Annotated in this window: 23 protein-coding genes; 12 read left to right on the top strand and 11 right to left on the bottom strand. The window is 72.6% G+C overall.

Annotated features, from left to right (window positions below):
• Positions 1–109: 109 nt before the first annotated feature.
• The 3 genes from ACZ7KF_RS00180 to ACZ7KF_RS00170 all read right to left on the bottom strand — a co-directional run bounded on the left by ACZ7KF_RS00180 (position 110) and on the right by ACZ7KF_RS00170 (position 3,729).
• Entirely contained in the window at positions 110–799 is a 690-nt protein-coding gene (locus ACZ7KF_RS00180) for a response regulator transcription factor (RefSeq protein ID WP_471067535.1), read from the bottom strand.
• Positions 796–2,040: an IS701 family transposase gene (locus ACZ7KF_RS00175; protein ID WP_471067533.1), complete on the bottom strand. Its 1,245-nt coding sequence runs from the start codon at positions 2,038–2,040 to the stop codon at positions 796–798. The genes ACZ7KF_RS00180 and ACZ7KF_RS00175 overlap by 4 nt, the downstream gene beginning before the upstream one ends.
• Before the next feature lie 441 nt (positions 2,041–2,481).
• Positions 2,482–3,729: an MFS transporter gene (locus tag ACZ7KF_RS00170; protein ID WP_471067530.1), complete on the bottom strand. Its 1,248-nt coding sequence runs from the start codon at positions 3,727–3,729 to the stop codon at positions 2,482–2,484.
• Between the two features lie 224 nt (positions 3,730–3,953).
• Between ACZ7KF_RS00170 and ACZ7KF_RS00165 the strand changes: the two genes are divergently transcribed.
• On the top strand, positions 3,954–7,229 hold the full coding sequence (locus ACZ7KF_RS00165) for an AfsR/SARP family transcriptional regulator (protein WP_471067527.1): 3,276 nt from the start codon (positions 3,954–3,956) through the stop codon (positions 7,227–7,229).
• A 27-nt stretch (positions 7,230–7,256) separates the two neighbouring features.
• On the opposite strand, the gene ACZ7KF_RS00160 is transcribed toward ACZ7KF_RS00165, so the two are convergent.
• Entirely contained in the window at positions 7,257–7,664 is a 408-nt protein-coding gene (locus tag ACZ7KF_RS00160) for a MerR family transcriptional regulator (RefSeq protein WP_471067525.1), read from the bottom strand.
• 102 nt (positions 7,665–7,766) lie between these two features.
• On the opposite strand from ACZ7KF_RS00160, the gene ACZ7KF_RS00155 reads away from it, so the two are divergent.
• The 9 genes from ACZ7KF_RS00155 (at position 7,767) to ACZ7KF_RS00115 (ending at position 16,458) form a co-directional block, all read left to right on the top strand.
• The gene (locus ACZ7KF_RS00155) at positions 7,767–8,507 is read left to right on the top strand and encodes an SDR family NAD(P)-dependent oxidoreductase (protein WP_471067523.1); all 741 of its coding nucleotides are present in this window, start codon (positions 7,767–7,769) and stop codon (positions 8,505–8,507) included.
• 326 nt (positions 8,508–8,833) lie between these two features.
• Positions 8,834–9,985: an isopropylmalate synthase gene (locus ACZ7KF_RS00150; protein WP_471067521.1), complete on the top strand. Its 1,152-nt coding sequence runs from the start codon at positions 8,834–8,836 to the stop codon at positions 9,983–9,985.
• Positions 9,986–10,148: 163 nt separating this feature from the next.
• Positions 10,149–10,334: a lysine biosynthesis protein LysW gene (locus ACZ7KF_RS00145; RefSeq protein WP_471067520.1), complete on the top strand. Its 186-nt coding sequence runs from the start codon at positions 10,149–10,151 to the stop codon at positions 10,332–10,334.
• A 1-nt stretch (position 10,335) separates the two neighbouring features.
• Positions 10,336–11,184 (top strand): ATP-grasp domain-containing protein, encoded by an 849-nt coding sequence (locus ACZ7KF_RS00140; protein WP_471067518.1) that lies wholly within the window; start codon positions 10,336–10,338, stop codon positions 11,182–11,184.
• Positions 11,181–12,239 (top strand): N-acetyl-gamma-glutamyl-phosphate reductase, encoded by a 1,059-nt coding sequence (argC, locus tag ACZ7KF_RS00135; RefSeq protein WP_471067516.1) that lies wholly within the window; start codon positions 11,181–11,183, stop codon positions 12,237–12,239. Before ACZ7KF_RS00140 ends, argC begins: the two co-directional genes overlap by 4 nt.
• Positions 12,236–13,033 carry an amino acid kinase family protein gene (locus tag ACZ7KF_RS00130; RefSeq protein ID WP_471067514.1) on the top strand — a complete coding sequence of 266 codons (798 nt, stop codon included), beginning with the start codon at positions 12,236–12,238 and terminating at the stop codon, positions 13,031–13,033. The genes argC and ACZ7KF_RS00130 overlap by 4 nt, the downstream gene beginning before the upstream one ends.
• A gap of 11 nt (positions 13,034–13,044) precedes the next feature.
• Positions 13,045–13,608, top strand: coding sequence for a type 1 glutamine amidotransferase (locus ACZ7KF_RS00125; protein ID WP_471067513.1), 564 nt, complete (start codon positions 13,045–13,047; stop codon positions 13,606–13,608).
• A gap of 73 nt (positions 13,609–13,681) precedes the next feature.
• Positions 13,682–14,800, top strand: a complete 1,119-nt coding sequence (locus tag ACZ7KF_RS00120; RefSeq protein ID WP_471067511.1) for a Glu/Leu/Phe/Val dehydrogenase dimerization domain-containing protein — start codon at positions 13,682–13,684, stop codon at positions 14,798–14,800.
• Positions 14,797–16,458: an AMP-binding protein gene (locus ACZ7KF_RS00115; RefSeq protein ID WP_471067509.1), complete on the top strand. Its 1,662-nt coding sequence runs from the start codon at positions 14,797–14,799 to the stop codon at positions 16,456–16,458. Before ACZ7KF_RS00120 ends, ACZ7KF_RS00115 begins: the two co-directional genes overlap by 4 nt.
• 646 nt (positions 16,459–17,104) lie before the next feature.
• Here ACZ7KF_RS00115 and ACZ7KF_RS00110 read toward each other — a convergent pair.
• The 5 genes from ACZ7KF_RS00110 to ACZ7KF_RS00090 all read right to left on the bottom strand — a co-directional run bounded on the left by ACZ7KF_RS00110 (position 17,105) and on the right by ACZ7KF_RS00090 (position 22,164).
• Positions 17,105–18,196, bottom strand: a complete 1,092-nt coding sequence (locus tag ACZ7KF_RS00110; protein WP_471067507.1) for an LLM class flavin-dependent oxidoreductase — start codon at positions 18,194–18,196, stop codon at positions 17,105–17,107.
• 126 nt (positions 18,197–18,322) lie between these two features.
• Entirely contained in the window at positions 18,323–19,216 is an 894-nt protein-coding gene (locus ACZ7KF_RS00105; RefSeq protein ID WP_471067506.1) for a fumarylacetoacetate (FAA) hydrolase, read from the bottom strand.
• A gap of 93 nt (positions 19,217–19,309) precedes the next feature.
• A complete protein-coding gene (locus tag ACZ7KF_RS00100; protein WP_471067503.1) occupies positions 19,310–20,536 on the bottom strand; it encodes an MFS transporter in 1,227 nt (408 codons plus the stop codon).
• Between the two features lie 54 nt (positions 20,537–20,590).
• Complete coding sequence (locus ACZ7KF_RS00095; protein ID WP_471067501.1) at positions 20,591–21,877, bottom strand: pyridoxal phosphate-dependent aminotransferase; 1,287 nt, start codon at positions 21,875–21,877, stop codon at positions 20,591–20,593.
• 101 nt (positions 21,878–21,978) lie between these two features.
• Positions 21,979–22,164: a lysine biosynthesis protein LysW gene (locus ACZ7KF_RS00090; RefSeq protein ID WP_471067499.1), complete on the bottom strand. Its 186-nt coding sequence runs from the start codon at positions 22,162–22,164 to the stop codon at positions 21,979–21,981.
• A gap of 204 nt (positions 22,165–22,368) precedes the next feature.
• On the opposite strand from ACZ7KF_RS00090, the gene ACZ7KF_RS00085 reads away from it, so the two are divergent.
• Both ACZ7KF_RS00085 and ACZ7KF_RS00080 read left to right on the top strand, forming a co-directional pair.
• On the top strand, positions 22,369–23,127 hold the full coding sequence (locus ACZ7KF_RS00085) for a maleate cis-trans isomerase family protein (protein WP_471067496.1): 759 nt from the start codon (positions 22,369–22,371) through the stop codon (positions 23,125–23,127).
• A gap of 60 nt (positions 23,128–23,187) precedes the next feature.
• Positions 23,188–23,946: an SDR family NAD(P)-dependent oxidoreductase gene (locus ACZ7KF_RS00080; protein ID WP_471067493.1), complete on the top strand. Its 759-nt coding sequence runs from the start codon at positions 23,188–23,190 to the stop codon at positions 23,944–23,946.
• Between the two features lie 29 nt (positions 23,947–23,975).
• Here ACZ7KF_RS00080 and ACZ7KF_RS00075 read toward each other — a convergent pair whose 3' ends face one another.
• Positions 23,976–24,200 (bottom strand): hypothetical protein, encoded by a 225-nt coding sequence (locus ACZ7KF_RS00075; RefSeq protein ID WP_471067490.1) that lies wholly within the window; start codon positions 24,198–24,200, stop codon positions 23,976–23,978.
• 273 nt (positions 24,201–24,473) lie between these two features.
• Positions 24,474–25,298, bottom strand: coding sequence for a maleylpyruvate isomerase family mycothiol-dependent enzyme (locus ACZ7KF_RS00070; RefSeq protein WP_471067488.1), 825 nt, complete (start codon positions 25,296–25,298; stop codon positions 24,474–24,476).
• Positions 25,299–25,453 lie beyond the last annotated feature (155 nt).

Here is a 25,453-nt window from a genome sequence, read left to right as displayed (position 1 = left end):
TCACCAAGGCAGGGCTCCCTAGGAATCTCGGAAGGTGGAGAACGGGACCCGGGCAGCGCGCACTGGTACACCGCGCGTGCCCGGGTCTTCTGACGGTCGGTGGGTCGGTTCAGCCCACGGACGCCTCGGGCATCTGCCCGACGTGTCCCATGCGGTAGCCGACCCCGCGCACCGTGATGATCCATCGGCTGGAGCCGAGCTTCGCCCGCAGGCTGCTCACGTGCGTGTCGATGGTGCGGCTGGTACGTACCCAGTTGCTGCCCCACACCTTCGCCATCAGCTCCTTGCGGGAGACGACGGAGTCGGGCCGTGCGGCGAGCGTGTACAGCAACTCGAACTCCGTGGCCGTCACTTCGACGACCCGGTCGAGCAGACGCACCTCCCGCGTCCGCGGATCGATGTGCAGGGGACGGAGCGAGATGCTGTCCGCTCCGACGGCCTGCGGCCGGGTACGCCGCAGCACCGCCTCTATCCGTGCTCCGATCTCCCGCGGACTCCAGGTCCGCAGGACACAGTCGTCGGCTCCCGCCTTGAGGGCGAGAACACGCTCCAGTTCGTTGTCACGGTGCGTGCACGCGATGACCGGGATGTCGCTCTCCGCCCGCAGCGTGCGACACACTTCGAGCCCGTCGATGTCCGGCAGATCCAGGCTGAGCAGCACCAGATCGGCATCGTGGTACGTACGCAGGATCCGCGCCCCGCGGTCGACGGTGTGGGCGGCATAGCCCTGCCGTCGCAGATCGCCCGCAGTAGTCTCGGCCGCGGCGACGTCCGGCTCCACGACCAGCACTTTCTTCACGCGCCCAGGCCTTTCGCTCCGGCTTCCGCCCAGCAGCTCGCGGCCTCGGCACTCGCCCTGGGCAGCGGTACGGCCGGCGCGGGGACCGCGTCGAGAGTGCCGTGGAGCTGCTGGTAGGCATACGCTGCCGAGACCATGGTCATGTGGTGGTGCCAGCCGGGGAAGGAGCGGCCCTCGAAATCGAGGACGCCGAACTCCTCCCGCAGCGTGGCGACGGTCGTACGGGCGACGGCCTGGGTCCGGGCCAGTGCCAGGACCTCCTCCACGCCCCGGCGGAGCAGACTGGTGATCCAGTATCTGGTGGGTTGCGCGCCGTCGGCGGAGGGCAGTTCCAGGACATGGTAGGTACGCGACACCCCGTCCTTGCCGGCCCCGCGCTGCGACAGGCGCACCGGCCCGCCGTACACGTTGACCCGTACCGCCTTCGCACCGCCCTGCTCGGACTGGCGCATCAGCACGTGCGGCTGCCGGGCATGCGGCTCCTCCATGAGTTCCCCGACGGTGATCACCCGCGGGGCAGGGCGTCCGATCAGCACGATCTGCCCCGGGTCGACCTCACACACGAAGTCGAGCCCACGGCGGGCGATTCCGGCCATGACACCGCTTGCGTCGTCGCACCGCTGGGTCAGGTTGAGAGCCCAGGGCGCGTCGGGCAGCCGGCTGTGTGCGGCGACACCGCGGGCGAAGCCGAGGACGTAGGCGCCCACGGGACGCCCGGTCTCCGTCTCCGGGATACGCGCACGGCGCCTGCGCAGGTCGTCCCAGTCCCACGCTCCGTCGAGCACGAGGTTCCAGTCGACCGGGAAGCACTGGCCGCCCGCCACCAGGAAGAGCCCGACGGCGCGCTGACAGTTGAGGGTGCGTCCGGTCGCTTGGTCCAGGCGCCGGTGCACCCCCACCGAATGCTCGCCCTGCTTCGGGATCAGCAGGTCCGCGGTCGTCCATGCGTAGGCCGGCCGGTTCGCCGCGATCGTGCGGGCGAGTCCGCAGCGCACCGGCTCCCAGCTCCAGGTACTGCTGTTGATGAACTGGTGCAGTCCGTGCGCGGCTCCCGTCGGCATTAAGCCGGCCTGAGCCATGCGCCGCGGTGTTTTTTTACCGGGCGTATGGAGCAGACCCCACAAGTACTCACGCGCCCAGCGGCGTTGTTCCGCACGGTGGAGCGGGTTGAATACTTCTTCAATAAACTTCTGTATGCGCTCGCGCTCCCCGGCAGCGACGCGCACTCCCATTGACGACATGGTTAACTACGCCCCCTCGCAGTCGTGTCGCCTCATCGTGTCGATGTGCAGACAGTCGTACGGGGGACAAAGCTACCGGCTTGTTCGCCGATTTCACCGGTCGGCCTGTCACTTTGACATTTCGCCCCCTGACCTGCGAAAAGGTCGCCGGGCCGGTTTTTGGTCCGGCGGGGCGCGGGGGCTCGGGGAAGGCGCTTGCCCCCCTGGGGCGACCAGCGGGAGGGGGGTTGTTTCCGCTGGTCACCGGGGGTTTGCCGGGTCTGCTGCCGGTGATCGGGAGCGTCGCCGAAAGGGGGCTGAAAGAAAGCCTGCATCCAGCCAACGGTCTGTGAACATCACATTGCACGCCGCGAACAGTCGCCGAGCCGCCGGACCCGGGCCGGAGTGTCCGCGGGAGCACCGGACCGGCGCCCGGGGCAGCCGCGGACCCGCGCGCCGGGCCTACACGCCGGGCCGCCGCGACGGGAACCCGTGACCGCGCGCGGCGACCACGACGACGAGCACGGGCAGCAGGAGCAGCAGGACGGTCCAGGGGAAGGAACCGCTGCCGCTGGCGTCGAGCAGGACGCCCCCGAGCACACCGCCGCCGGCCATGGCCACGTTCCACAGCGTGACCAGCATCGCCTGCGCCGCGTCGGCGTGGTCGCCGCCCGCGTCACCGACCGCCGTCTGCAGCAGCGTGGGCAGCCCGCCCCAGCCCAGCCCCCACAGCACGGCGGCGACGTACACCAGCGGTCCACCGTCGCCGAGGGCCGCGAACAGGGCGGCGGCGGCCCCCACCAGCAGGGTGCCCGCGATGGTCAGCGAGCGCAGCCGGTGCTGGATGCGCGCACCCACGATCCAGATGCTGACCAGCGAGGACACACCGAAGGCGAGCAGCACGAGGTCGGTGCGGTCGCCCATCCCCAGGTCGTCCAGGAAGGTGGCGATGTAGGCGTACAGGACGGTGTGGGCCAGCACGAAGACGAGCGTGACGAAGAGCACCGGGCGCACGCCCGGCACACCCAGTGCCCGCAGCATGCGCGGCCGCTCGCCGCGCTCCTGGCCCGGATAGTCGGGCACGACGGCCGCGATCCACCCCAGCAGCACCACCGTGAGCGCCGTCATCGCCAGGAACGCCACGCGCCAGCCGAGGGCCTGGCCGAGGAAGGTCCCGGCGGGCACACCGAGGGAGAGCGCCACCGGAATGCCGGCCATGGCGACGGCGATCGCCCGGCCCTGCAGAGCCACCGGCGCCATGCGCCGCGCGTAGCCGGCCAACAGGGCCCACGCCAGACCGGCCGCGACACCGGCGACGAAGCGGGCCACCATCGTCAGGCCGTAGGCGGACGACACGGCCGTGACCGTGTTGGCCACGGCGAAGCCCGCCACGGCGCTGAGCAGCAGCCGCTTGCGGCGCCAGCCCGCGGTGGCCGCCGTCAGCGGGATCGCGGTGAGCGCGGTGCCGAGCGCGTAGATGGTGACCGTCTGCCCGGTCGCGGATTCGCTCACCCCGAGGGCGTGGCTCATCTCGGGCAGCAGGCCCGCGGGGAGCGTCTCGGTGAGGCTGGTGATGAACACCGCGGTGGCGAGGGCGAGAAGCGCCGCCAGCGGCAGTTTCTGCCGCTGCTCCTCGCTCTCCCGCCGCGCGGCGGGCGCGGCACCGGAATCCCTGCCGGCAGCGGCGGCCGTGTCGGGTGAGGCGCTCATGGGGGTGTACTCCGTATCTCGTGGGGCCGATGCCGGTGCCTGCCGCGGGAGTCCGGCGGTGAGCCACGGGGGGTGCAGTCGCCGCGGACGCCCGCAGCGAGGCCGTCCGGCGCTACGACTGTGTGCGCGGCCACTTCGGGAATGCTTCGGGAATGCTTCGGGAACGCTTAGGAGCCGATGACGGAACAGGCTGGGCGCCTTACTGAAGAGGTACGGTTGTGTACATGCGGTTAGGGGTGCTCGGACCACTTGCGGTGTGGGACGACGAGGGGCAGCCGGTTCAGGTCCCCGAGACCAAGGTCCGGGCGCTGCTGGCGGATCTGCTCGCGCACGACGGCGGCCCCGTCTCCGCGGACCGGCTCATCCACGACCTGTGGGGCGACAGCCTGCCCGGCAATCCGGCGGGCGCCCTGCAGGCCAAGGTCTCCCAGCTGCGCCGGGTGATCGGCCGCGAGCGGCTGGTGCGGCAGCCGCCCGGTTACCGGCTGCGGCTCGACGCGGCCGACGAGGTCGACGCCGACCGGTTCGGCGACCTCGTCGCCGAGGCGCGTTCCGTCACGGACCCCCGGGCGCGGGCGGCGCTGCTCACCGAGGCCCTCGGGCTGTGGCGGGGGCCGGCGTACGCGGACTTCGCCGACGAGGAGTTCGTCCGCGCGGCCCGGGAGTGCCTGGCCGAGCAGCGGCTGGCCGTGCTGGAGGAGCAGGCCGAGGCCCGCCTGGCGGCGGGGGACCATCTGCTCCTCGCCGGAGAGCTGGCCGCCCTCGTGGCCCAGCACCCGCTGCGGGAGCGCCTGCGCGCCGTCCAGATGCAGGCGCTGTACCGGGCGGGGCACCAGGGCGAGGCGCTCGCTTCGTACGAGGACCTGCGCACCCGCCTCGCCGGAGAGCTGGGAGCCTGCCCCGGCCCCGCGCTGAGCACGCTGCACCAGGCGATGCTCCGCCAGGACCCGGGACTGGACGCCCCCACCCCGTCCCCGGCCGACGCGGCGCCGCCCCCGCCCACCCGGCCCGAGGCCGCCCCCGCGCCCGCCGCGCCGGCCGGTCTGCCCGTCCCGCTCACCGCCCTCATCGGCCGCGAGCAGGCCCTCGGCCGGCTGGCCCGGCTCCTGGCCCGGCAGCGGCTGGTCACCCTCACCGGTCCCGGAGGCGTGGGGAAGACCCGGCTGGCCGTGGCCGCCGCCCAGGACATCGCGTCCGGCGGCACGCTCCCCGACGGGGCCTGGTTCGTCGAGTTCGCGGGCGTCCGCAGCGCCACCCCCGACGACCTCGCCGAGATCGTCGCCGCGACCCTCGGCATCCGGCACGAAGCTCCCTCCGCCCCGCCCGCCACCGGCACCGGGGCCGCCTCCGCGGTGCGCCGGCTGACCGCCGCCCTGCGCGACCGCCACACCCTGCTCGTGCTGGACAACTGCGAACACGTCGTCGCGGCCGCCGCCGAACTGGTGGCGCTGCTCCTGCGCGGCGCCCCCCAGCTGCGCATCCTCACCACCAGCCAGGAGCCGCTCGCGCTGGCCGGCGAGACCGTGTTCCTGGTCGAGCCGCTGCACACCCCCGACGCCGTCCGCCTGTTCACCGAGCGGGCCGCCGCCTGCGCGCCCGGCTTCCGGCTCGGTTCCGACGAGCCGGACGGCACCGCGGACGGGGCGGGATCCGACCACGCAGCCGTGGCCGAGATCTGCCGCCGCCTGGACGGCATCCCGCTCGCCCTGGAGCTGGCGGCGACCCGGGTACGCGCCCTGGGCGTACGGGAGCTGGCCGCTCGCCTCGGCGACCGGTTCCGGGTGCTGACCTCGGGGCAGCGCGGCGCGCCCGCCCGGCAGCAGACCCTGCGCGCCATGATCGACTGGAGCTGGGAGCTGCTCGACGCGCCCGAGCGTCTCGTCCTCGGCCGGCTCGCCGTGCACAGCGACGGCTGCGACCTCGCCGCGGCGGAGGCGGTGTGCGCGGGGGAGGGCGTGGCCGGCGGCGCGGTGCTCGACCTCGTCACCCGGCTGGTGGAGAAGTCCCTCGTCGTGGTCGCGGACGGCCCCACCGGCCCCCGCTACCGTCTGCTGGAGTCGGTCGCCGCGTACTCCGTGGAGCGGCTGCGGGAGACGGCCGACGAGACCGCGGCACGCGAGCGCCATCTGCGCCACTACCTGGCGCTCGCCGAACGCGCCGAGCGCCGGCTGCGCGGCCCGCACCAACGGGACTGGCTGGCCCGCCTGGACACCGAGGCGGGCAATCTGCGCGCCGCCCTCGACGAGGCGGTGCGCCGGGCCGCCGCCGGGCGGAGCACGGAAGCCGTCCGGCTCGCCACCGCCCTGTCCTGGTGGTGGCTGCTGCGCGGCCGTCTCACCGAGGCCCGTCGCAGCCTGGCCGCCGTCCTCGCGGCCACCGCCGGCGACACCGACCCCGAACTCGCCCTGCTCCACGGCGCCTTCGTGCTCCTGACCGGGGAGCGCACGGTGATCGGCGCCGCCGACGCCGTACCCGACCCGGTGCGCCGCGCCCGGGCGCTGTGGCTCACCGCCTACGGGATGTTCAGCGTCGGCGACCTGGACGGCAGCCGGGCGTGGAACACGCGCGCCCTGGACCACTTCGAGGCCGCGGACGAACCGTGGGGCGTCGCCGCCGCGCTCGGTCTGCGTGCGGTGCTCGCCCTGGTCCGCGGTGACCTGGACGGCCTGGCCCGTGACGGACAGCGCAGCCGCGCCCTCTTCCGTGACCTGGGCGACCGCTGGGGCGAACTGCAGACCGTCTCACCGCTCGCCGCGCTCGCCGAGATCAAGGGTGAGTACGCGCAGGCGGCGCACCGCCAGCACGAAGGGCTGCAGATGGCCCGGGAGCTGTGTCTGCAGGCCGAGGTCTCGGCGCGGCTGTCCGGGCTCGGCCGTCTCGCCCTGCTCGAACGGGACTTCGACCGCGCCCGCGAACTGCACGAGCAGGCACGGCGGATCGCCGTCGCCCAGGGCTACAAGTACGGCGAGATCCACGCCGACATGGGGCTGGCCCTCGGCGCGCGGCGCTCCGGGGACGTCGACGCGGCCGAGGCGCACCTGCTGCGCATCCGTGACCACCACGCCTGCGTCTCCTCGCCGGCCGGCGACCATCTCCTCCACGCCGAACTCGGCTTCATCGCCGAACTCCGCGGTGACGCCGCCCAGTGCGCGGCCCACCACCTGCGCGGCCTGGAGATCGCCCGCTCCCTGGACGAGCCGCGCGCCCGCGCCCTCTCCCTGGAGGGACTCGCCGGCGCGGCCACCCTGAGCGGACACCGGCCGGGCGCGGCCTGCGCGGCCCTGCTCCTCGGCGCGGCCCACGCCGCGCGCCGCAGTGTGGGCGCGCCGCTGCCGCCCGCGGAGCGCGGTGACGTCGACCGCATCACCGCGACGGCCCAGGCCGTCATGGGCATGCGCGCCTTCCAGGAGTCGTTCGAGCGCGGCGCATGGCTGAGCCCCGCCGAGGCGGAGCACCACGCGTGTACGACGCTGGACCGGCTGTCGGACCAGGCCGCCTGAGCCGCTCCGGACCGGGCCGCGGCAGGGTCAGTGGGTCGCCAGGCCGCCGCCGGCCCCGGAGAGCGCGTCGTCCCCGAGGCCCGTCGACGCGGTGTCGATGATGCCGTCCAGGACGTCGCGCGAGCGGACCAGGTCGGCGATCATCCGGTCCAGGCGCTCGCGCTCCGCGGTGAGTTCGTCGACCAGGCGGGGCGTGGCGCTCTCGCTCGGGGTGCCGTCACCGTCCCGCATGCAGGGGAGCAGCTGGGCGATCTTCTTGCTGTTGAGCCCCGCGGCGTAGAGCGCCTGGATGCGAATGACCCGGTCGACGGCCCATTCGCCGTAGTCGCGGTGGCCTCCGGGGGTTCGCTCGGCCCGGAGCAGGCCGTTCGTCTCGTAGTACCGCAGCGATCGCTCGCTCACCCCGCTGCGTCGGGCCAGTTCACCGATCCGCATCTCCCACCCCGTTTTTGCCCTGGAGGACTTGAATCTGACGCCGGTGTCAACTTTTAGCGTAGCGGCATGACGACGAACGAACCGTCTACGGAGGATGGATCGATGAGTGACCTGACCGGCAAGGTGGCCCTGGTGACCGGCGGCAGCCGCGGTATCGGCGCGGCGATCGCGAAGCGGCTGGCCGACGCGGGCGCGGCGGTCGCGGTGACCTACGTTCAGGCAGCCGACCAGGCGCGCGAGGTCGCCAAGCGGATCGAGGCGGACGGCGGCAAGGCCGCGGTGATCCAGGCCGACCTGACCCAGCCGGACGCCGCCGCGGAGGCGGTGGAGCAGACGGTCCGGGAGCTGGGCGGCATCGACATCCTGGTGAACAACGCGGGCTTCCTCGCCTACGGACCGCTGGACGAGGTGACCCCCGACTACCTGGACCGGGTGCTCGCCGTGGACGTCCGCTCGGTGTTCCTGGCCGCGCAGGCCGCCGCCCGGCACATGGGCGACGGCGGCCGGATCATCAGCATCGGCTCCTGCTTCAACGGACGCGTCCCCGCCGGGAACTTCGTCCTCCAGGCGATGGCCAAGACCGCGCTCGTCGGACTGACCAAGGGACTCGCCCGGGAGCTGGGACCGCGCGGGATCACCGCGACCGTCGTGGACCCGGGCCCCATCGACACCGACATGAACCCGGCCGACGGCGACTCCGCCGACTGGCAGCGCTCTCTCACCGCCCTGGGGAGCTACGGCGAGGCCGAGGACATCGCCGCCGCCGTGGCCTACCTGGCGGGTCCGGCCGGCCGCTACATCACCGGCACCTCCCTCGCCGTGGACGGCGGTTACACCGCCTGACGGTGAGCCGTCCCCGTCCCCTCGCCGCCCGGCCGGCCGCGAGGGGACGGCCCCGGTCGTATACCCAGCGAAACGGTCCGTCGCCTTCCGCGGCGGGCCGTTTCGTGTTGTCCGGCACGGGGCAACAGCAGATTCCCGAACTATTTCAAGCCTGAATTATTCGCACACCTTGCTCGGCGTGACATTCCCTGACAGCTCTTGACACAGCTCTGACACAGGGCGCAGCGCATCTTTGCACGGGGTCCCGCAACATGTTCGAGGCAGCGCAAATCCAGCGCAGAGCCCGGCGATAGAGAAGCAAGGCTCTGGAATAGGGAGGGAACGCAATGACTGACACGGAGAACTGGGGGAGCCTTCCGAGGCTGCCGCATCTGTCCGATGCGACCCTGCGCGACTCCGCTCACATGGGCGGCGTCGAATTCGGCCCCAAGGACGCCGCAGTCATCGCAGAGCTGTTGGTGAAGACCGGCATCGACCTGGTCGAGGTCGGCATGGTCTCCGGACCGAACTCCAAGGACGCCGACCTGGTCCTCGCCACCCACGACGCGATCGGCGCCGAGCGCAGCATGACCCTCGTCGTGGTGCGCGACCGCGAGCAGGTCAAGAAGGCCCTCGACGAGGCCGAGCGCCTGGGCGTGCGGCACATCATGTACTCCATCCCCACCTCCGAGCAGCACGCCAAGCTGAAGCTCGGTTCCCCGAGCGCCAAGTTCCTGAACGTGCTGGCGCGTTCGGCGATCACGCAGGCCAAGGAGCGTGGCTTCCACGTCACCTTCAGCGGCGAGGACGGCGCCCGCACCCCCAAGGAGCGGCTGGTCCCCTACGTCACCGCCGGCTTCGAGGCCGGGGCCGACCGGTTCCGGCTCGCCGAGACCGTCGCGTACCTGTCGCCCTGGCAGATGGAGGAAGTGATCTCCGATCTCACCGCGATCGACGGCTCCGAGATCGAGATCCACTCGCACAACATGCTCGGCATGGCCGTCGCCAACTCCCTCGCGGCCGTCCGCGCGGGAGCCCAGTGGATCTCGGCGACCGTCGGCGGCATCGGCGAGCGGGGCGGCAACGCCCCCCTGGCCGAGCTGCTCACCTCGCTGCGCGTCATCCACGGCGACACCCGGTTCGACCTGACCCACCTCACGGAGCTGTCGCGGGTCGCCCTCAAGGGCGCGGGTCTCGGCAGCGCCTTCCAGTCCGGCCCCACGACGCCGCACGCCTTCGCCTACGAGCTGCCGGGCCAGCTCACCAACCCGGAGGCCTACGAGACGCTGCCGGCCGAGCTGGTCGGCAACACCCGCGAGCTGCGCGTACGCACCCGTCTGACTCCCGCGCTCGTCAAGTGGGCGCTCACCGACTCGGACATCGACGTCGACGTCGAGGCCTTCACCGCGTGGCTCGTCGAGCGGCAGGAGCGCAACGGCGCTCCCGTGCTGGACCAGGAAGCGGTCCGCAAGGCCGCCATCGACTTCCAGGCCGCCTGAACACCGTCCGGCAGCGGGACCGTCCCGGCCCGGGACCGTCCCACCCCGAGCAGGCACGTCCCGTCCCCGGCCAGGACCGTCCCGCCCCGGGACCGTCCCCGGGAACGCCCCTCGCTCCACCTCTTTCTCCACCCCCGTCCATCACCCTGATCGGAGTTGTTCCATGAGCACCGCTGTTCTCACCGGCTCGTGCCCGGAGTGCGAGACCGACCTGACCGTGCCCGAGATGGTCGTCGGCGAGACCCTCTCCTGCCCCGAGTGCATGCTCACCCTGCGGATCGACGGCATCGACGACGGCCGGCTGACCCTGGAGATGGTCGAGGTCCAGCTGCGCGACTGGGGTCAGTGACATGACCAAACGTGTCGCCATCGTGGCGGATCGCGTCGGCTGGGAGGAACGCCGGCTGATCGAGACCGCCCCTGACCTGGGCCTGCAGATCGACTGGGTCAACGACGAGTCCCTGTGCGCCGGTGATCGGGACGCCGTGTCCCTGCAGGACTACGACGCGGTCATGGTGCGCAGCCGCAGCTACACCCGCGGCGGCCTGATCGCCACCCTCGCCGAGGCGGACGGCTTCAAGGTCGTCAACAGCGCCGCGGCGATCCACGCCTGCGAGAACAAGCTGGTCCTGCGCGCCGTACTGCGCGAGGCCGGCGTCCCGGTCCCGGACTTCCGGCTCGCCCTGTCCCGCAAGGACTACGAGCGGGCGCTCGGCGAACTGGGCGTCCCCGTGGTGCTCAAGCCGGTCTACGGCGGCATGGGCAAGCGCGTGACCCTGGTCCGCGACGCCGACCTGGCCCACTCCGTCTACGACTACGTCGAGGACCTCGGCCACGCCTTCGAGCAGGCCTGCCTGGTGGAGCCCTACCTCGGCGGCGGCTCCATCCGCTGCCTGGTCGTCGGCCGGGACATCGTCGCCGCCGCCGAGTTCGAGAGCGCGGGCGCCGACTGGCGCAGCAACGCCGCGCTGGGCAACCAGAGCCGGGCGCTGGCGCACGACCCCGAGGTCCAGAAGATCGTGGACGGTGTCGTGGACCGCCTCGGCAGCGGCATCTACGGGGTCGACCTGTTCAAGACCTCCTCGGGCTATCTCGTCAACGAGGTCAACCACGCCCCCGCCTGGCGGGGAGTGGCATCGACGACCGGGATCGACATCGCGTCCGTCGTCGTCCGTTACATCCAGGAGACTCTCGAATGATCCGTGTGGGAATTGTCGGCGCGTCCGGACTCGCCGGCGGTGAACTGATCAGGCTGGTCACTCAGCATCCGGAGATGGAGCTGACCTTCCTGGGCGGCAACTCCAGCGCCGGCCGGCGGCCGGCCGAGCTGCACCCGGGGCTCCGCCTCGACCTGGGGCTGACCGTCGAGCCCGTCACGGCCGACCGCGTGGCCGAGAAGTGCGACGTGGTGTTCCTGGCGACGCCCGCCCCGGCGTCCGCCCGGCTCGCCGCCGAGCTGGCCGACCGCGTGCCCTGCGTGACCGACCTCAGCGGCGCCTTCCGCATCCGCACCCCGGAGCTGCACCAGCGCTGGTACGCCAAGGCCGAGCGCACCACCGAACTGGCCGACCGGTTCGTCTACGGTGTGCCGGAACTCGTCGGCGACCAGCTGGTGGACGCCGCGCTGATCTCGGTGCCCGGCTGCTACGCCACCGCCATCACCCTGGGCCTCGCCCCGCTGACCCTCGGTCTCGGCCTGAACCTGCGCACGGTCGTGGTGGACGGCAAGAGCGGTTCCAGCGGCGGCGGCCTGCAGCTGCGCGTCCCGGACCTGCACCCGCTGCGCAACGGCGCCATCGCGCCGTACGCCCCCACCGGGCACCGGCACGCGGCCGAGGTCAGCGACTTCCTCCAGCGCAGCAAGCCCGGCAGCGTCGGCTCCCTCGCCATGTCGGCGTACGGGGTGTCGCACGTGCGCGGTCTGCTCGCCAGCTCCTACGTGTACACCGACGACCCGGTGGACGAGCGCGCACTGCAGCGGGCGTACTTCCGGTTCTACAAGGAGCACCCCTTCGTCCGGGTGCGCCGGCACAACGAGACGCTGATCCCGGTGCCCGACCCGCAGGCCGTGCTCGGCTCCAACTACTGCGACGTGACCGCCATGTACGACCCGGACGGGGGCCGCATCGTCGTCCTCGCCGCCCTGGACAACCTGGTCAAGGGCGCCGCCGGACAGGCCGTGCAGGCAGTCAACAAGCGCTTCCGCCTGCCCGAGGAGACGGGCCTGACCATGCAGCCGGTGATGCCCGCATGACCGACATCCAGCACCCCCCGACCGTGGTCAAGCTCGGCGGCAGCTGCCTGGCCGACCTCGACGGTTCCTGGTGGGACGACCTCGCCCGGCACGGGCAGGAGCGGCCGCTGGTCCTCGTGCACGGCTGGTCCAAGCCGCTGAAGGCGCTCAGCCCCCGCTACAGCGAGCCGTCCGCGATCCTGCGCGACCGCTACGGCAACCAGAGCCGCTGGACCACGCCCGAGGTCATCGCCGACATCAAGACCGTCAGCGCCGACCTGGGCCAGGAGGTCCTGCGGCGCCTGGAGCAGCGCGACATCACCGCGGAACGGCTGCTCGGCAGCGACGGCCTGGTCAACGCCGGCGAGGGCGAGCGCTGGTGGTGGAAGGACAAGCAGCTCGTCGAACTGGAGAACCTCGTCGGCCCGATCACCGGGGTGGACCCGGCGCCGCTGACGAAGCTCCAGCCCGGCCACGCCTACCTCGTCACGCCGCTGGCCCGCAACGCCTCGGGCCAGGAGGTCAACACCGACGCCGACCGGGCCGCCGCCGCCATCGCCGGCGCCACCGGCGCCACCGACCTGATCCTCGTCACCGACGTCGCGCACCTCCTGATCGACGGCGAACCCGTGCGCGAGATCACCGCGAAGGCGGCGGCCGAGTTCCGCGACAAGGGCGCCACCGGCGGCATGCGCAAGAAGCTGCGCGCCGCCGGCGAGGCCCTGGACCGGGGAGTAGAGCGGGTCGTCATCGGCAGCGCGCCCGTCTCGGACCTGCTCGCCGCCCGCACCGGCACCGTCATCACCCGAACCTGAGGAGCACAACCGTGGCGAAAACTCGTGTGCTGGTCGTCAACAACAAGACGCTGTCGCTGCCACAGCTCCGCGGACGCTTCGAAACGCTGGGCTCGGACACCGACACCGTCGACGCGGCCTCCGTGCCGGCCCGGCTCGACGGCCGCTACCAGGCGATCGTGCTGAGCGGCACCAAGGTGCGCGCCTACGACCAGGAGTACTACAAGCCGCTCGTCGACCTCGTCATGACCGCCGACGTCCCGGTCTTCGGGATCTGCGGCGGCATGCAGATCCTCGCCGTCGCCGCCGGCGGACAGCTGGCGGAGGGCCCCTCGCGGGTCGGCGGCTACGAGGCCCAGGTCGACAAGGAAGACCCGCTCTTCACCCATGTGAAGCCGACGGTGACCGTCTTCCACCGGCACACCCTCTACCTCCAGGAGGCCCCGAAGGGCTTCCGCTCCATCGGCCGCTCCGAGCACGCCCCCGTGGAGTTCCTGCGCTCCGACGACGGCCGGATCTACGGTTCCCAGGCGCATCTGGAGTTCCGCAGCGACGGCCTGGAGATCCTGCGGGGCTTCGCCCAGCTCTACCAGTGACGGTCGCCGCGCCCCGGGCGCGGCGCCGTCCCCCACTCTTGGACGAACCTGTGACGAACTGGAGTACTTGGCAATGAGTGACGTTGACAACACGCAGGATCCCGCGCTCGTCGTCCACCTGAACGGCAGCGGCGGCACCATCAAGAGCTGGGTGGTCATCGACACGCTCGTCGACGGCCTGGCGATGGGCGGCGTGCGGATGACGCCCGGCGTGACCGTCGAGGAAGTCGCCGGCCTCGCTCGCGACATGACCCAGAAGTTCACGCTCGCGGGCCTGCGCATCGGCGGCGCCAAGGGCGGCATCGTCTCCGACGGCAGCAACCGCGAGGAGACCTTCCGCACCTTCGGACGCACCGTCAAGCCGCTGCTGCACGGCGGTATCCACCTCGGCATCGACATGGGCGTCACCCCGGCCGACCGGGCCGTGTTCTTCGACGAGGCGGGCTACGACCCGCGCTACCGCCTGGGCGCCCCGGACATGCCCATCGACTGGCGCACCTACTACGAGCCGCTCATCGACGTCACCGGGCACGGTGTCGGCGTCGCCGCGGTCACCGCCCTGGAGGCGAGCGGCCGCACGGAGTCCGCCCGCGTCGTGGTGCAGGGCTTCGGTGCCGTGGGCCGCGCGGTCGCCCAGTTCCTGGAGGACCGCGGCCACATCGTCGTGGGCGTCGCCGACGTGCAGGGCACCATCAGCGCGGACCGGCTGCCGGTGGCCGACCTCGTCGCGATCACCGACGAGTTCGGGCGCATCGACCGCGCCCGCCTGCCGCAGCACGTCACCACCACCAGCACGCCGGACGCCTGGCTCGACGTCGAGGCCGACGTGCTGATCCTCGCGGCCCAGAAGCACGCGCTGAACGCCGAGAACGCACACCGGCTGCGCGCCGCCCTGGTGGTCGAGGGCGCCAACCTCGCCTCCGACGCCGAGGCGCGGGAGAAGGCGCGGGCGGCCGGCGCCACCCTGGTGCCGGGCGTCATCGCCAACATCGGCGGGGCCGGCGCGGCCGCCCTGGCCGTCACCCGGGTCGTCCCCTTCGACCTGGCGGCCGACGCCCGTAAGGCGTGGGTCTTCGACTGGATCGGCGACCGGGTGCGGGACAACACCCGGGCCCTGCTGGAGATCGCCGCCGCACGCGCCGGCGACCCGCTGCCGGAGCTGCTCTCGATACGACGTGGAGAACTGCGATGACGACCACTGTTCCCCCGACCGCTCGGCCGGCCACCGGGCCGGCCGCGGACCGCGCGACCGAGTACCGGTCGCGCGGGTGGTGGAGGGACGAGACGTTCCTCGACGACCTCCGCCGGCAGGCGCGGATCCGTCCGCGCAAGCTGGCCATCGCCGGACGCCGCCTCGACGAGGCCCGTACGGACACCCTGGACTACGCCGAACTCTCCCTCCTGACCGACCGGTTCGCCGGGGCCCTGCTCGAACTGGGGGTGCAGCGCGGCGACGTCGTCGCCGTCCAGCTGCCCAACCGGTGGGAGATGGTGCCGCTGATGTACGCCTGCATCGCCGTCGGCGCCGTCATCTGCCCCATCGCGCCGGAGTGCCAGGGGGAGGAGCTGCGCCACCGCCTCGAACTCACCGGGGCCCGGGTGTGCATCACCGTCGCCGAGTGGCAGGAGTATCCGCTCGCCGCGAGCATCACCGCGCTCCGCTCCGAACTGCCCCTGGAGCACGTCGTGGTGGTCGGCGGCCACGGACCCGAGGACACGGTCGACTTCCACGACCACTTCGTCTCGGTGCCCTGGGAGGAAGAGCACATGGACGACCTGGAGGGCCGTGAACTCGGGCCCGACGAGGCGTTCGTGGTGCTGTTCACCTCCGGTACGACCGGGTTCTCCAAGGGAGTCGTGCACAGCCAGAACACCGTGCACTCGGGCGTGCGCGGCTACGTGGACTCGTTCCTGCTCCGCGACGACCTGGTGGCGATCGTCACCACGCCGCTGGTGCACTACTCCGGCTTCGGCCAGGGCATCCTCGCGGGGGTGATGCTCGGCGGGACCGTCGCTTTCCAGGACGGCCGGAACTACACCAGTCTGCTCGACCTGGCGGAGCGGTACGGCGCCACCCTGCTCTACGGTCCGCCGCCCACGCTGTTCGGAGCGGCGGCGGCCCAGCGGGCCGACCGGCACGAGGTGCCCACCCTGCGCTACACCATCACCGGAGCGGCACCCGTGCTCCAGGAGCTGGTGGACGAGCTGCGCGACACGTTCGACACCACCACGTACTCGGTGTGGGGCATGTCCGAGTTCGGCCCGATCACCATCAGCCGGCTGGACTACGACCAGGACTGGTCCGCGCACAGCCACGGCCGGCCGATCGACGCGATGGAGGTCCGCATCGATCTGTGCGGCAACGCCGACAAACGTGCCCAGGTGGGCCGGCTGCGGGTGCGCGGCGCGTCCCAGGCGCTCGGGTACTACCGGAACCAGGACGCCTTCGACGCCGAGCTGACCGCGGACGGCTGGTTCGACACCGGCGATGTGGCGCGTGAGGACGGCCGCGGCGGCATCCGCGTGCTGGGCCGGGCCAAGGACGCCATCCTGCGCGACGGGGTCGTCGTCCCCATGGCCGAGCTGGAGGCGGTTCTCTCCGCGCACCCGAAGATCGCCGAGGCGACCCTGGTCGGGCCCCACGGGCGCACGGACGACCCGATCGTCGCCGTCGTCGTACCGCGCGGCGGTGCCCGGCCGACGCTCCGGGAGATCCGGGAGCACCTGCTCGAACGCGGTCAGGACCCCCGCTTCGTCCCGGACCAGCTGGATCTCGTCGAGGCCCTGCCCAAGACGCTGACCGGCAAGGTCAAGAAGGGCGAGCTGCGGCGGCGCCTCACCGGAGCCTGATCCCCTCACCACCCATGCGCCCGCCACGGCCGACCGGCCGTGGCGGGCGTGGCCGTCTTCGGAGGCCCGCGCCGGCCGGCCGGGTCGTGGCGGGCGTGGCCGTCTTCGGAGGCCCGCGCCGGCCGGCCGGGCTGTGGCGGGCGCGGCCGTCTTGGGACACTCGCGTCGGACGGTCGGCCGGGCCGTGGCGGTTGCGGCCGTCTTGGGACACTCGCGTCGGTCGGCCGGGTCGTGGCGGGCGCGGTCTGCTCCTCGCCCGGCGACCGCGCGGCTGTCCCGGCGAGGAGCGGGACCCGGACGCGACAGCCGGCGGCGGACACGACAGCCGCCACCGCGGCGAAGCCGGCACCCCATGGCCTCACTCCGGGCCGAACCCTTCGCGCGGCGTCTCTCCGCCCGGCAGCCCCGCTCCCTTCGAGGCCCCGGCTCCCTTCGAGACCCCTACTCCCTTCGAGACCCCCACTCCCTTCGCGGCCCCGCCCCCCTTCGAGGTCCCCACTTCCTTCAAGGCCCCACCCCCCTTCGAGGCCCGTCCCAGCCCGGCCGCACTCCTCGCCCGCGCCTCCTCCGTCAGGCCGTACGCGACAGCGCGGCGGCACTGCTCCGAAGCAGTGCCGCCGCGCTGTCGCGTGGGTGGTCCGGCGGGCTACGCCGGTCCGGTCTCCGCATGCGGGAGTCCGTAGCTGTCCGCGATCAGGGACAGCGACGTGAGGCGTTCCTCCAGGCCGTGGGAGTTGGAGGCGAGCATGATCTCGTCGGCCTCCGTGCGCTTCTGCAGGGCGTCCAGCCGCTCCCGTACCGTCTCCGCCGTGCCGTACACGGCGTGGTCGAGCCAGCCGCCGAGGATCTCCCGCTCGAACGCCGAGAAGACATGGGACCTGGCCTCCTCGGGGGTCGGCACCAGCCCCGGGTGTCCGCTCCGGAAGCGCGCCGTGGTCAACGCCCCGGTGAGCGCCTGCTCCCGGGCCTTCTCCTCCGTCTCCGCGGCGAACGCGAAGACACCGACGACGGCGTACGGCTCGGACAGCACCGCGGAAGGCCGGAACATCTGCCGGTACAGCTCCAGCGCGGGGATCGTGTTGTGGGCCGCGAAGTGGTGCGCGAAGGCGAAGGGCAGCCCCAGCCGGCCGGCCAGCTGGGCGCTGAAGCCGGACGAACCGAGGAGCCACACCGTGGGCTGCCCCTCCGCGCCCCCTTGGACCGGCCCGGGCACGGCGTGCACCCTGCGGTACGGATGCCCGTGCGGGAACTCGTCCCTGAGGAAGGCGATGAGTTCGGCCACCTCGCTGGGGAAGGCGTCACCGGCCGCCGGCTCGCTGGTCCCGCGCAGGGCCCGCGCGGTCATCTGATCCGTGCCCGGCGCCCGTCCGAGCCCCAGATCCACCCGCCCGGGGGCCATCGCCTCCAGGGTGCCGAACTGCTCCGCGATGACGAGAGGAGCGTGGTTGGGCAGCATGACGCCCCCGGAACCGAGCCGGATCCGGCTGGTCTGCGAAGCCAGGTACGCCAGGATCACCGCGGGGCTGCTGCTGGCGATGCCCGGCATCGAGTGATGCTCGGCGACCCAGTAGCGATGGAAGCCCCGGGCCTCGGCCAGGCGGGCGAGCCGTGCGGAGGTCCGCAAGGCTTCCCGCGTGGTGTGGCCCTCTCCGACCGCTACCAGGTCGAGAACGGAGAGAGGAGCCGGAGCGCTGCCGCGCGCGGTGCCCCGGAGCGACCCGGTCGCCTGGTTGGCCATCCTTGGTGTCCCTTGTCGTCGCGTGTGCGTGTGCGTGTGCGCTGTGTCGTGCGCTGTGCCGGGCGAAGTGCGGGGGTGGCGCGCCCGGGCCCGGGGGCCCGGGCGTCCCGCGTGAGGGGGAGAGGGCTACTTCGGGAGCGGGGTACCGTACTGGACCTGGTTCGCCAGCACGACACCGTGGCTGCTGACGTCGAGGATCATCCGGTCGCCGTTCTCGATGCGGAAGCCGTCGTGGAACGTGGCCTTGTCCGCGCCCAGGAACAGGTAGTTGACGAGGCCGGGGCGGCGGAGCAGCGGGTGGGAGAAGAGGTACTCCGCCATGTCCGGGATCCGGTGGAAGATGGAGTCGGCGCCGCACGAGAAGGGGCCCTGCCACGCCTTGCCGCCGTCACGCTCGATGGTGACGGTGCCGGTCACCTTCTCCGGCGGAGCGTCGAGGAACAGCCAGGGCGCGATGGACGTCTCGCACAGCTTGGCGTACGGCGTCCAGGCCCACGGGTTCTGCCGGTGCAGGCCGATGTCGTTCAGGTCGTTGCCGAAGGTGTAACCGGCGTAGTGCGGGATGCCCTGCTCGTCGTTGGCGTACACCAGCACCACCTCGGGCTCCTCCAGGAGCCAGACCGGGTCGTGCTGGGTGGTCAGCGGCTCGTCCGGCAGCCGCAGCCAGGAACCGAAGCCCTTGATGTAGTAGTTGGGCGGGGTGAACTCCTCGTCCGGCTCCGGGTCGCGGTCGAACTTGGAGCGGTGCGTGCCCATGAACCCGTTGATCAGGGAGTTGTTGGAGGCGGTCGGCAGCAGTGGGGGAAGGAACTTCAGCCCCGGGTCGTCGAGTTCCACCTCGATCCGCTCGCCGCCCTCGGGAACGGCGGCACCGAGCTCCTCGGGGCCCTTGCCGGCGACGAGGGCCGCCTGCAACTGCCCGTCGGCCACCGGGTACAGGGTGACGGAACCGCCCGGCGCCGCGATGCCGCGGCCCGCGTACCGGCGGCCCTGGTACTCGCACTCGAAGATGATGGACATGACTGTCAGGGTCTCCTCAGGGATCGGCGGGTGTAGTCGGTCGGCGCCGGGGCGGAAGGTGACGCCCCGGCGCCGCGTCGGTTCGGTGCCCGGTCAGCGTCGGCCGGGGAAGCCGTGCGAGCGGGCCGTGAGCACGATGGCGAGGACCGGGACCAGCAGGATCAACACGGTCCAGGGGAACGCGTCGGCACCGACGGCGTTCAGGAGGATGCCGCCGGCGACGCCTCCGGCGGCCATCGCGACGTTCCACAGGGTCACCAGGATGGCCTGGGCGGCGTCGGCCGCCTCCCCTCCGGCCTGTCCGGCGGCGGTCTGCAGCAGCGTGGGCACCCCGCCCCAGCCCAGGCCCCACAGCGCGGCGGCGACGTAGACCAGGGCGTCGTTGCCGGAGAAGGCGCCCATGAGCGCGACGGCGACGCCGACCAGCAGGGTGCTGACGATGGTCAGGGTGCGCAGGTGGGCGTGGATGTAGGTGCCGACGGCCCAGATGCTGATCAGGCAGGCGACGCCGAACACGAGCAGGGCCGCGTCGACGTGGTCGCCCATGCCGATGTGGTCGAGGAAGCTGGCGATGTAGGCGTAGAGGATGGTGTGGGCCAGGACGAAGACCAGGGTGACGACCAGCACCGGGGTGACGCCCGGCACCTGCAGGGTCCGGCGCATGGGGATCTTGCCGGAGGTCTGCTGGCCGGGGTAGTCCGGCGCGACCGCCGTGATCCACACCAGCAGTACCACGGTCAGGCCGGTCATGGAGAGGAACGCGGCCTGCCAGGAGGCCACCTGTCCCAGGAAGGTGCCGGCCGGCACACCCAGGGACAGCGCCAGGGGGATGCCGGCCATGGCGATCGCTATGGCGCGGCCCTCCTGGTGGGGGGCGACCATGCGGCGGGCGTAGCCGGCCAGCAGCGCCCAGGCCAGACCGGCGGCGACGCCGGCGACGAACCGGGCGACCAGGGTGAGCGGGTAGTTCGCCGACAGGGCGGTGACGGTGTTGGCCACGGCGAAGCCGGCCATGGCGGTCAGCAGCAGCCGCTTGCGCGGCCAGGCCGAGGTGGCCGCGGACAGCGGGATGGCCGTGAGCACCGTCCCCAGCGCGTAGATGGTCACCGTCTGCCCGGTGGCCGACTCGCTGGTGTGCAGGCTGGAACTCATGTCGGGCAGCAGCCCGGCGGGCAGGGTCTCGGTGAGACTCGTGATGAACACCGCGACGGCCAGGGCGAGCAGCGCCGAGAGCGGCAGCTTCTGCTCGGGGGCTGACGTCGCGTCGGATGAGGCGAGCGAAGGGGCGGCGGTGCCGGTGGACGGCTCGGCGCTTGTCATGATGGGATGCTGAACCTTTGATGTGAGGGTCGAGCCGGACGGGGTTGGCGCCGATCAGGGCCGGGACAGGCGGGCGCCGGTGAGATCGGCCAGCGCGGCGCCGATCTGCTCCAGGTTCTTGCGGATCCACGGCAGTTCGAGCGGGTCCGGTGCCGCGAGTGCGGCGGTGCGCTGCTCGTCGTCCTCGCCGTAGAGGCGGCTGGTCGCGGCCCGGATCCGCAAGGGGTCGCCGGGCTCTCCGAAGGCACTGGCCGGGAGCGTTCCGACGCCGTGGCGCTCGACGAGGAACCGGACCAGGTCCGTTCCGCCGCGCACGTCGTGGACCCGGGCCAGGTGGTCGCGCAGCGGCCCGAAGTCGGGGTAGAGGTAGCAGGTCGCCCGCACCGGTGCGAGGGTCGCCCCCGCGTCGGTGAAGCGGTCGGCGACCGCACGCGCCACGATCTCGTGCAGCCTGCGGGTGGTCGCGACATGCTCGGTGATCTCCGGGGGCTCGCCGAGCGCGTACGCCGCCGCGGCCTGCATGGGCGCCGGCGGACTGGACCAGATCTGACTGGCCACCGAGACGAGGCGGTCGTGCAGGGCACGCCCCGTGTCGCTGTCGGGAAGCCGGGCCACACCGGTGCGCCAGCCCCCGACGGCCAGGTTCTTGGTGAGCCCGGTGGTGACGACGGTGCGCTCCGGGGCGTGCAGCGCGGGGGACTCGGCGGGCACCGAGGTGTCGTAGACGAGGTCGCAGTAGATCTCGTCGGAGACGATGACGAGGTCGAGTTCCCGGGCCGTGGCCGCGAGGCGGCGCACGGTGTCGGGCGAGGCGACGTTGCCGGTGGGGTTGTCCGGCAGCGTCACCACCACGCACCGGGGATCCAGGCCGTCGGCCCGCGCGGCGGCGACGGCCGCGCCCAGCCGCTCCGGGTCGGGCACTCCGCCCTGGCCCGGAGCGATCGGCACCGGGACGGGGCGGGCCCCCACGAGCCGGGCCTGCGCGGCGTAACTGACCCAGCTGGGTACGGGCACGACCACGTCCCCGCCGATCGCGAGCAGCAGCGCGAACAGCAGGGGCTTGCTGCCCGGCCCGGCCACGACGAGTCCGGGGTCGATCGCGAGACCGCGCCGCCCCCAGTACCCGGCGGCGGCGGCGCGCAGCGCCTGGCTGCCGGGCACGGGGCCGTAGGCGTTCCGGTCCGCCGCGGCGGCCAGTTGCCGGCGCAGGGCGGGAAGCACCGGCAGCCCGATCTCCCCGCCGGCCATGTACAGCACTTGTTCCCCGGCGCGGCGCCTGCGGGCCAGGGCCTCGTCGGCGGCCAGGGTCGCCGACATGGGAATGGGCGGGGCATCGGACATGCCAGGACTCCAACCGTGAAGAGGGACGGGACAGTCGGTCAGCCCACGCGGCGTCCGGTGCGGCCGGGCGAGGGGCCGCCGGGACGCCGCGTGGGGTGCGGTCACTGGCCCCAGTCGCGCAGCTGGACCTCGACCATCTCCAGCGTCAGCCGGCCGTCGTTGATGTCCTCGACGCGGAGCGTGAGCATGCACTCCGGGCAGGCGAGGGTCTCGCCCTGGACGACCGGCGGGACGGTGAGATCGGTCTCGCACTCGGGGCAGGCGCCGGTGAGGGTGGCGCTGGACATGGCTCAACTCCATTCGGTGTGGTTCGTGTCGATCCACAACCCTCCAACGAGCCGCGGGAAAGAGTAAAGGCGGTCCCGTCAAATCTCTGTAGTGGATTGTCAAGGAATGTCAAGACCGGGCCGTGTTGCAAAATTGGCGTGGCGGAACGTCAAGTTGAGAAGATTGCCGCCGCCGGTGCCCCGAGCGCCCATTAATGTGCTGCCATGGACATTTTCCCGCTGCCCCGCCTCGGCCTCATAGTTCCTCCGGAAAACCCCATCGCGGAGCCGGAGTTCCATCGCCTGATCGGCTCCGAGGTGAATGTGTACACCTCGCGTTTCCCGTTGACTCCCGGAATGGGAGTAAAGGAAACGATGCTGAGCTACAACGACGTGCTTCCCGACATTCTCGGTTCCTTCGGCCGTATGCGTCTGGACGCCGCCGTGGTGGCGTGCAACGCGTCGCACTATCTTCTGGGCCCCGACGGCGACCGCGCATTCTGCGCCGAGTTGTCGGAGCGCTTCGGCTATCCCGTGCTGTCGACCACGCAGGCGATCCTCGCCGTGTGCGAGGCGTTCGGCATCACCCGCATGACGCTCGTCTCGCCCTACTGGGCGTGGCTCACCGAGACGTCCCGCTCCTTCTGGGAGGAGGCCGGCGTGACGATCGACCGCGTCGTCCTCGCCCCGGCCGTGCCGGCCCCGCGGGAGGAGGACCACGAGTTCGACCCGTACCGGGTGACGACCAGGACGGTCCTCACGCAGATGCGCGAGGCCGGCCTCCCCGACGAGGGAGCCGTCCTGTTCACGGGCACGGGCATGGGCACGCTGGCCGCCCTGGCCGAGTTGGACCGCGAATTCGGCCGCACCACGCTGCTGACGTCCAATCTCGCGGCGGCCTGGTGGACGCGGCGCGCGGTGGGGGCCGCCGGCGCCCAGGTGCACCCGCTGCTGGAGCGGCTGGAACGCGGTCCCGCGCGCTGAGGCCCGGCCGGCCTCCCCCCTCTACCCGATCCGCACCTCACCCTCAAGGAGGCGCCAGCCGTGGCCGCCAACAGCGAAGCACAGACGTCCGATTCCCTCGTGGCCGTGGTCAGCGGCGGCGCGTCCGGCATCGGGGCGGCCGCCACGGCCGCCCTCCTCGCCCGGGGCGTCCGGGTCGCCGCCCTGGACCTGAAACCCGACGAGGTCGCCGCGCCCGCCGTCGGCATCGCCTGCGACGTCTCCGACGACGCCTCCGTGCGCGGCGCCGTCGCCGAGATCGCCGAGCGCTTCGGCCGCATCGACATCGTCGTCAACAACGCGGGCATCGCCGCGCAGGGCACCGTCGCCGACAACGACGACGACGAGTGGCTCCGCGTGCTCAACGTGAACGTCGTCGGCATGGTGCGGCTGGCCCGCGCCGCGCTGCCCCATCTGCGCAAGTCTCCCGCCGCCGCGATCGTCAACACCTGTTCCGTCTTCGCCTCGATGGGCGTCCAGCGGCGCGTCCTGTACTCCACCTCCAAGGGGGCCGTCCACTCGCTGACCCTGGCGATGGCAGCCGACCACGTGCGCGAGGGCATCCGGGTCAACGCGGTCGCGCCCGGCGCCGTCGACACCCCCTGGATCCAGCGCATACTGGCCCAGGCCGCCGATCCGCAGGAGGCGCGGGACGCGCTCAACGAGCGGCACCCGCTGGGCCGTCTGGCCCGGCCCGAGGAGGTCGGGGAGGCCATCGCCTTCCTGGCCACGCCCGCCTCCTCCGGCACCACGGGCACGGTCCTGGCCGTCGACGGCGGCATCCACGACCTGCGCCTGTAGCCCGCGGTCCCGCCGCGGCCCGGTGGCCGCTACCCGGCAGCCACCACCCGGCCGGCCGTGACCTGGGGCGGGTCGGGGAGCAGTGAGGCGAGGTGGTCCCGTACGAAGTCCGCCGCCCTCCCGACGGACTCCTCGGCCCCCTCCTCGTCCTCGAAGACGCTGGTGGAGACCATCACTCCGTCCCCGGCGTCGATCCAGTAGTAGGCCACGAATCCGGGGACCTGGCGCAGGACGGGCACGAATCCCTCGTCCACCCGACGTCCTGCCTCGGCAGGATCGGTCACCCCTTCGTACCGCCGAACCACCGCGTACATAGCCGAACTCCTCACGGATCCGAGGTCACCTCGCGCGAGACGACATACCCCTCCCCGGGTGTCGCTCGCTCGCGGCATGTCCGGAAGGCACCCGGACAGCCGCATCGACGACCCGAACCGGACGTCTGCCGCGACCCGGGACGAGGGAACCACGGGACGAGGGAAGCGGTACGAGGGGGAAGCGGTACGAGGGAACCGGCACCGGGAGACGGCTCAGGGGGCGGTGAACAGGGTCGGGAAGCGAGGGGCCAGCCATGGCCGGGGGCCCCAGGCGAGGACCTGCCCCTGGGCGATGGCACGCCAGGGGTTGAGCCGGCCCAGCGCGATGAGCAGGAAGGCGACGGGATCGAGCAGGATGGTGCAGTCCGCGCGCCGCGGCGCCCCCGGTGTCACCCGCACGGCGCCGTCGGCGAGGGACACGCCGAACGCCTCGCCCCCGCGCAGCCGGATCCGGTACCGGGCCGTGAGCCCGGCCGTGGCCGCGGGGTTCGTGACACGCGGCATGACCGAGAGCATGAACGGCATGCACAAGCCCACCCGTGTCCGGTCGATCATGTGCGGACGCCGCAGGGCGCGAGCCAGGTCGTATCCATGGCCGAGCATGTGCGTGAGCAGGTACGACGCGAGAACGGACCGGTTCATCGGACCCAGGGGCGTGGCCGGCGCCGGGCCGTCGGCGGCGGGGCGCGCCGCAGCGTCCAGGAACGCCTCGGCCTGCTCCGTGATCATCCTCGCGAGAGGCTCCGCCCGGCGTTCCCCGAAGTCGGCGAGGGACTCCGCGTTGGCCCCGGCGAGACTCTGGGGCGTGCCGTCGCCGTAGGGACGCTCCCGCCCGGCCGCCAGGTCGGCCATCAGCTCGTTGGCCATGGCCAGGTGCGCGGCGGCCTCGCCGACGGTCCACTGCGACCCCGGCACGGCGAGCGCCGTGTCGCCCGCGCTCCGCACCAGCGCGGCGATCTCCTCGGCCGTGCCCCGGATCGCCCGCCCCAGCCCGTGGGGCAGGGACCACGCGTCCTCCTGCCGTACCGTCGTGTGCACCGTGCCCGCTCCGCTCCCCACCCGCCCGGCGCGCCCGACGTGCCCGAGGTGCTGGTACCCAACCAGGCTCAGCGGCGCGCGGCAAGCCCCCGCGCGCCCCGCTCCGGTCCGGGCGCCCGGCGACGGCCGGTCCCGGTCGTGGGCCGTGTCGCTCC

Source organism: Streptomyces sp. NPDC038200, from assembly GCF_055600785.1.
This window is presented reverse-complemented; position numbering and strand designations above follow the sequence as displayed.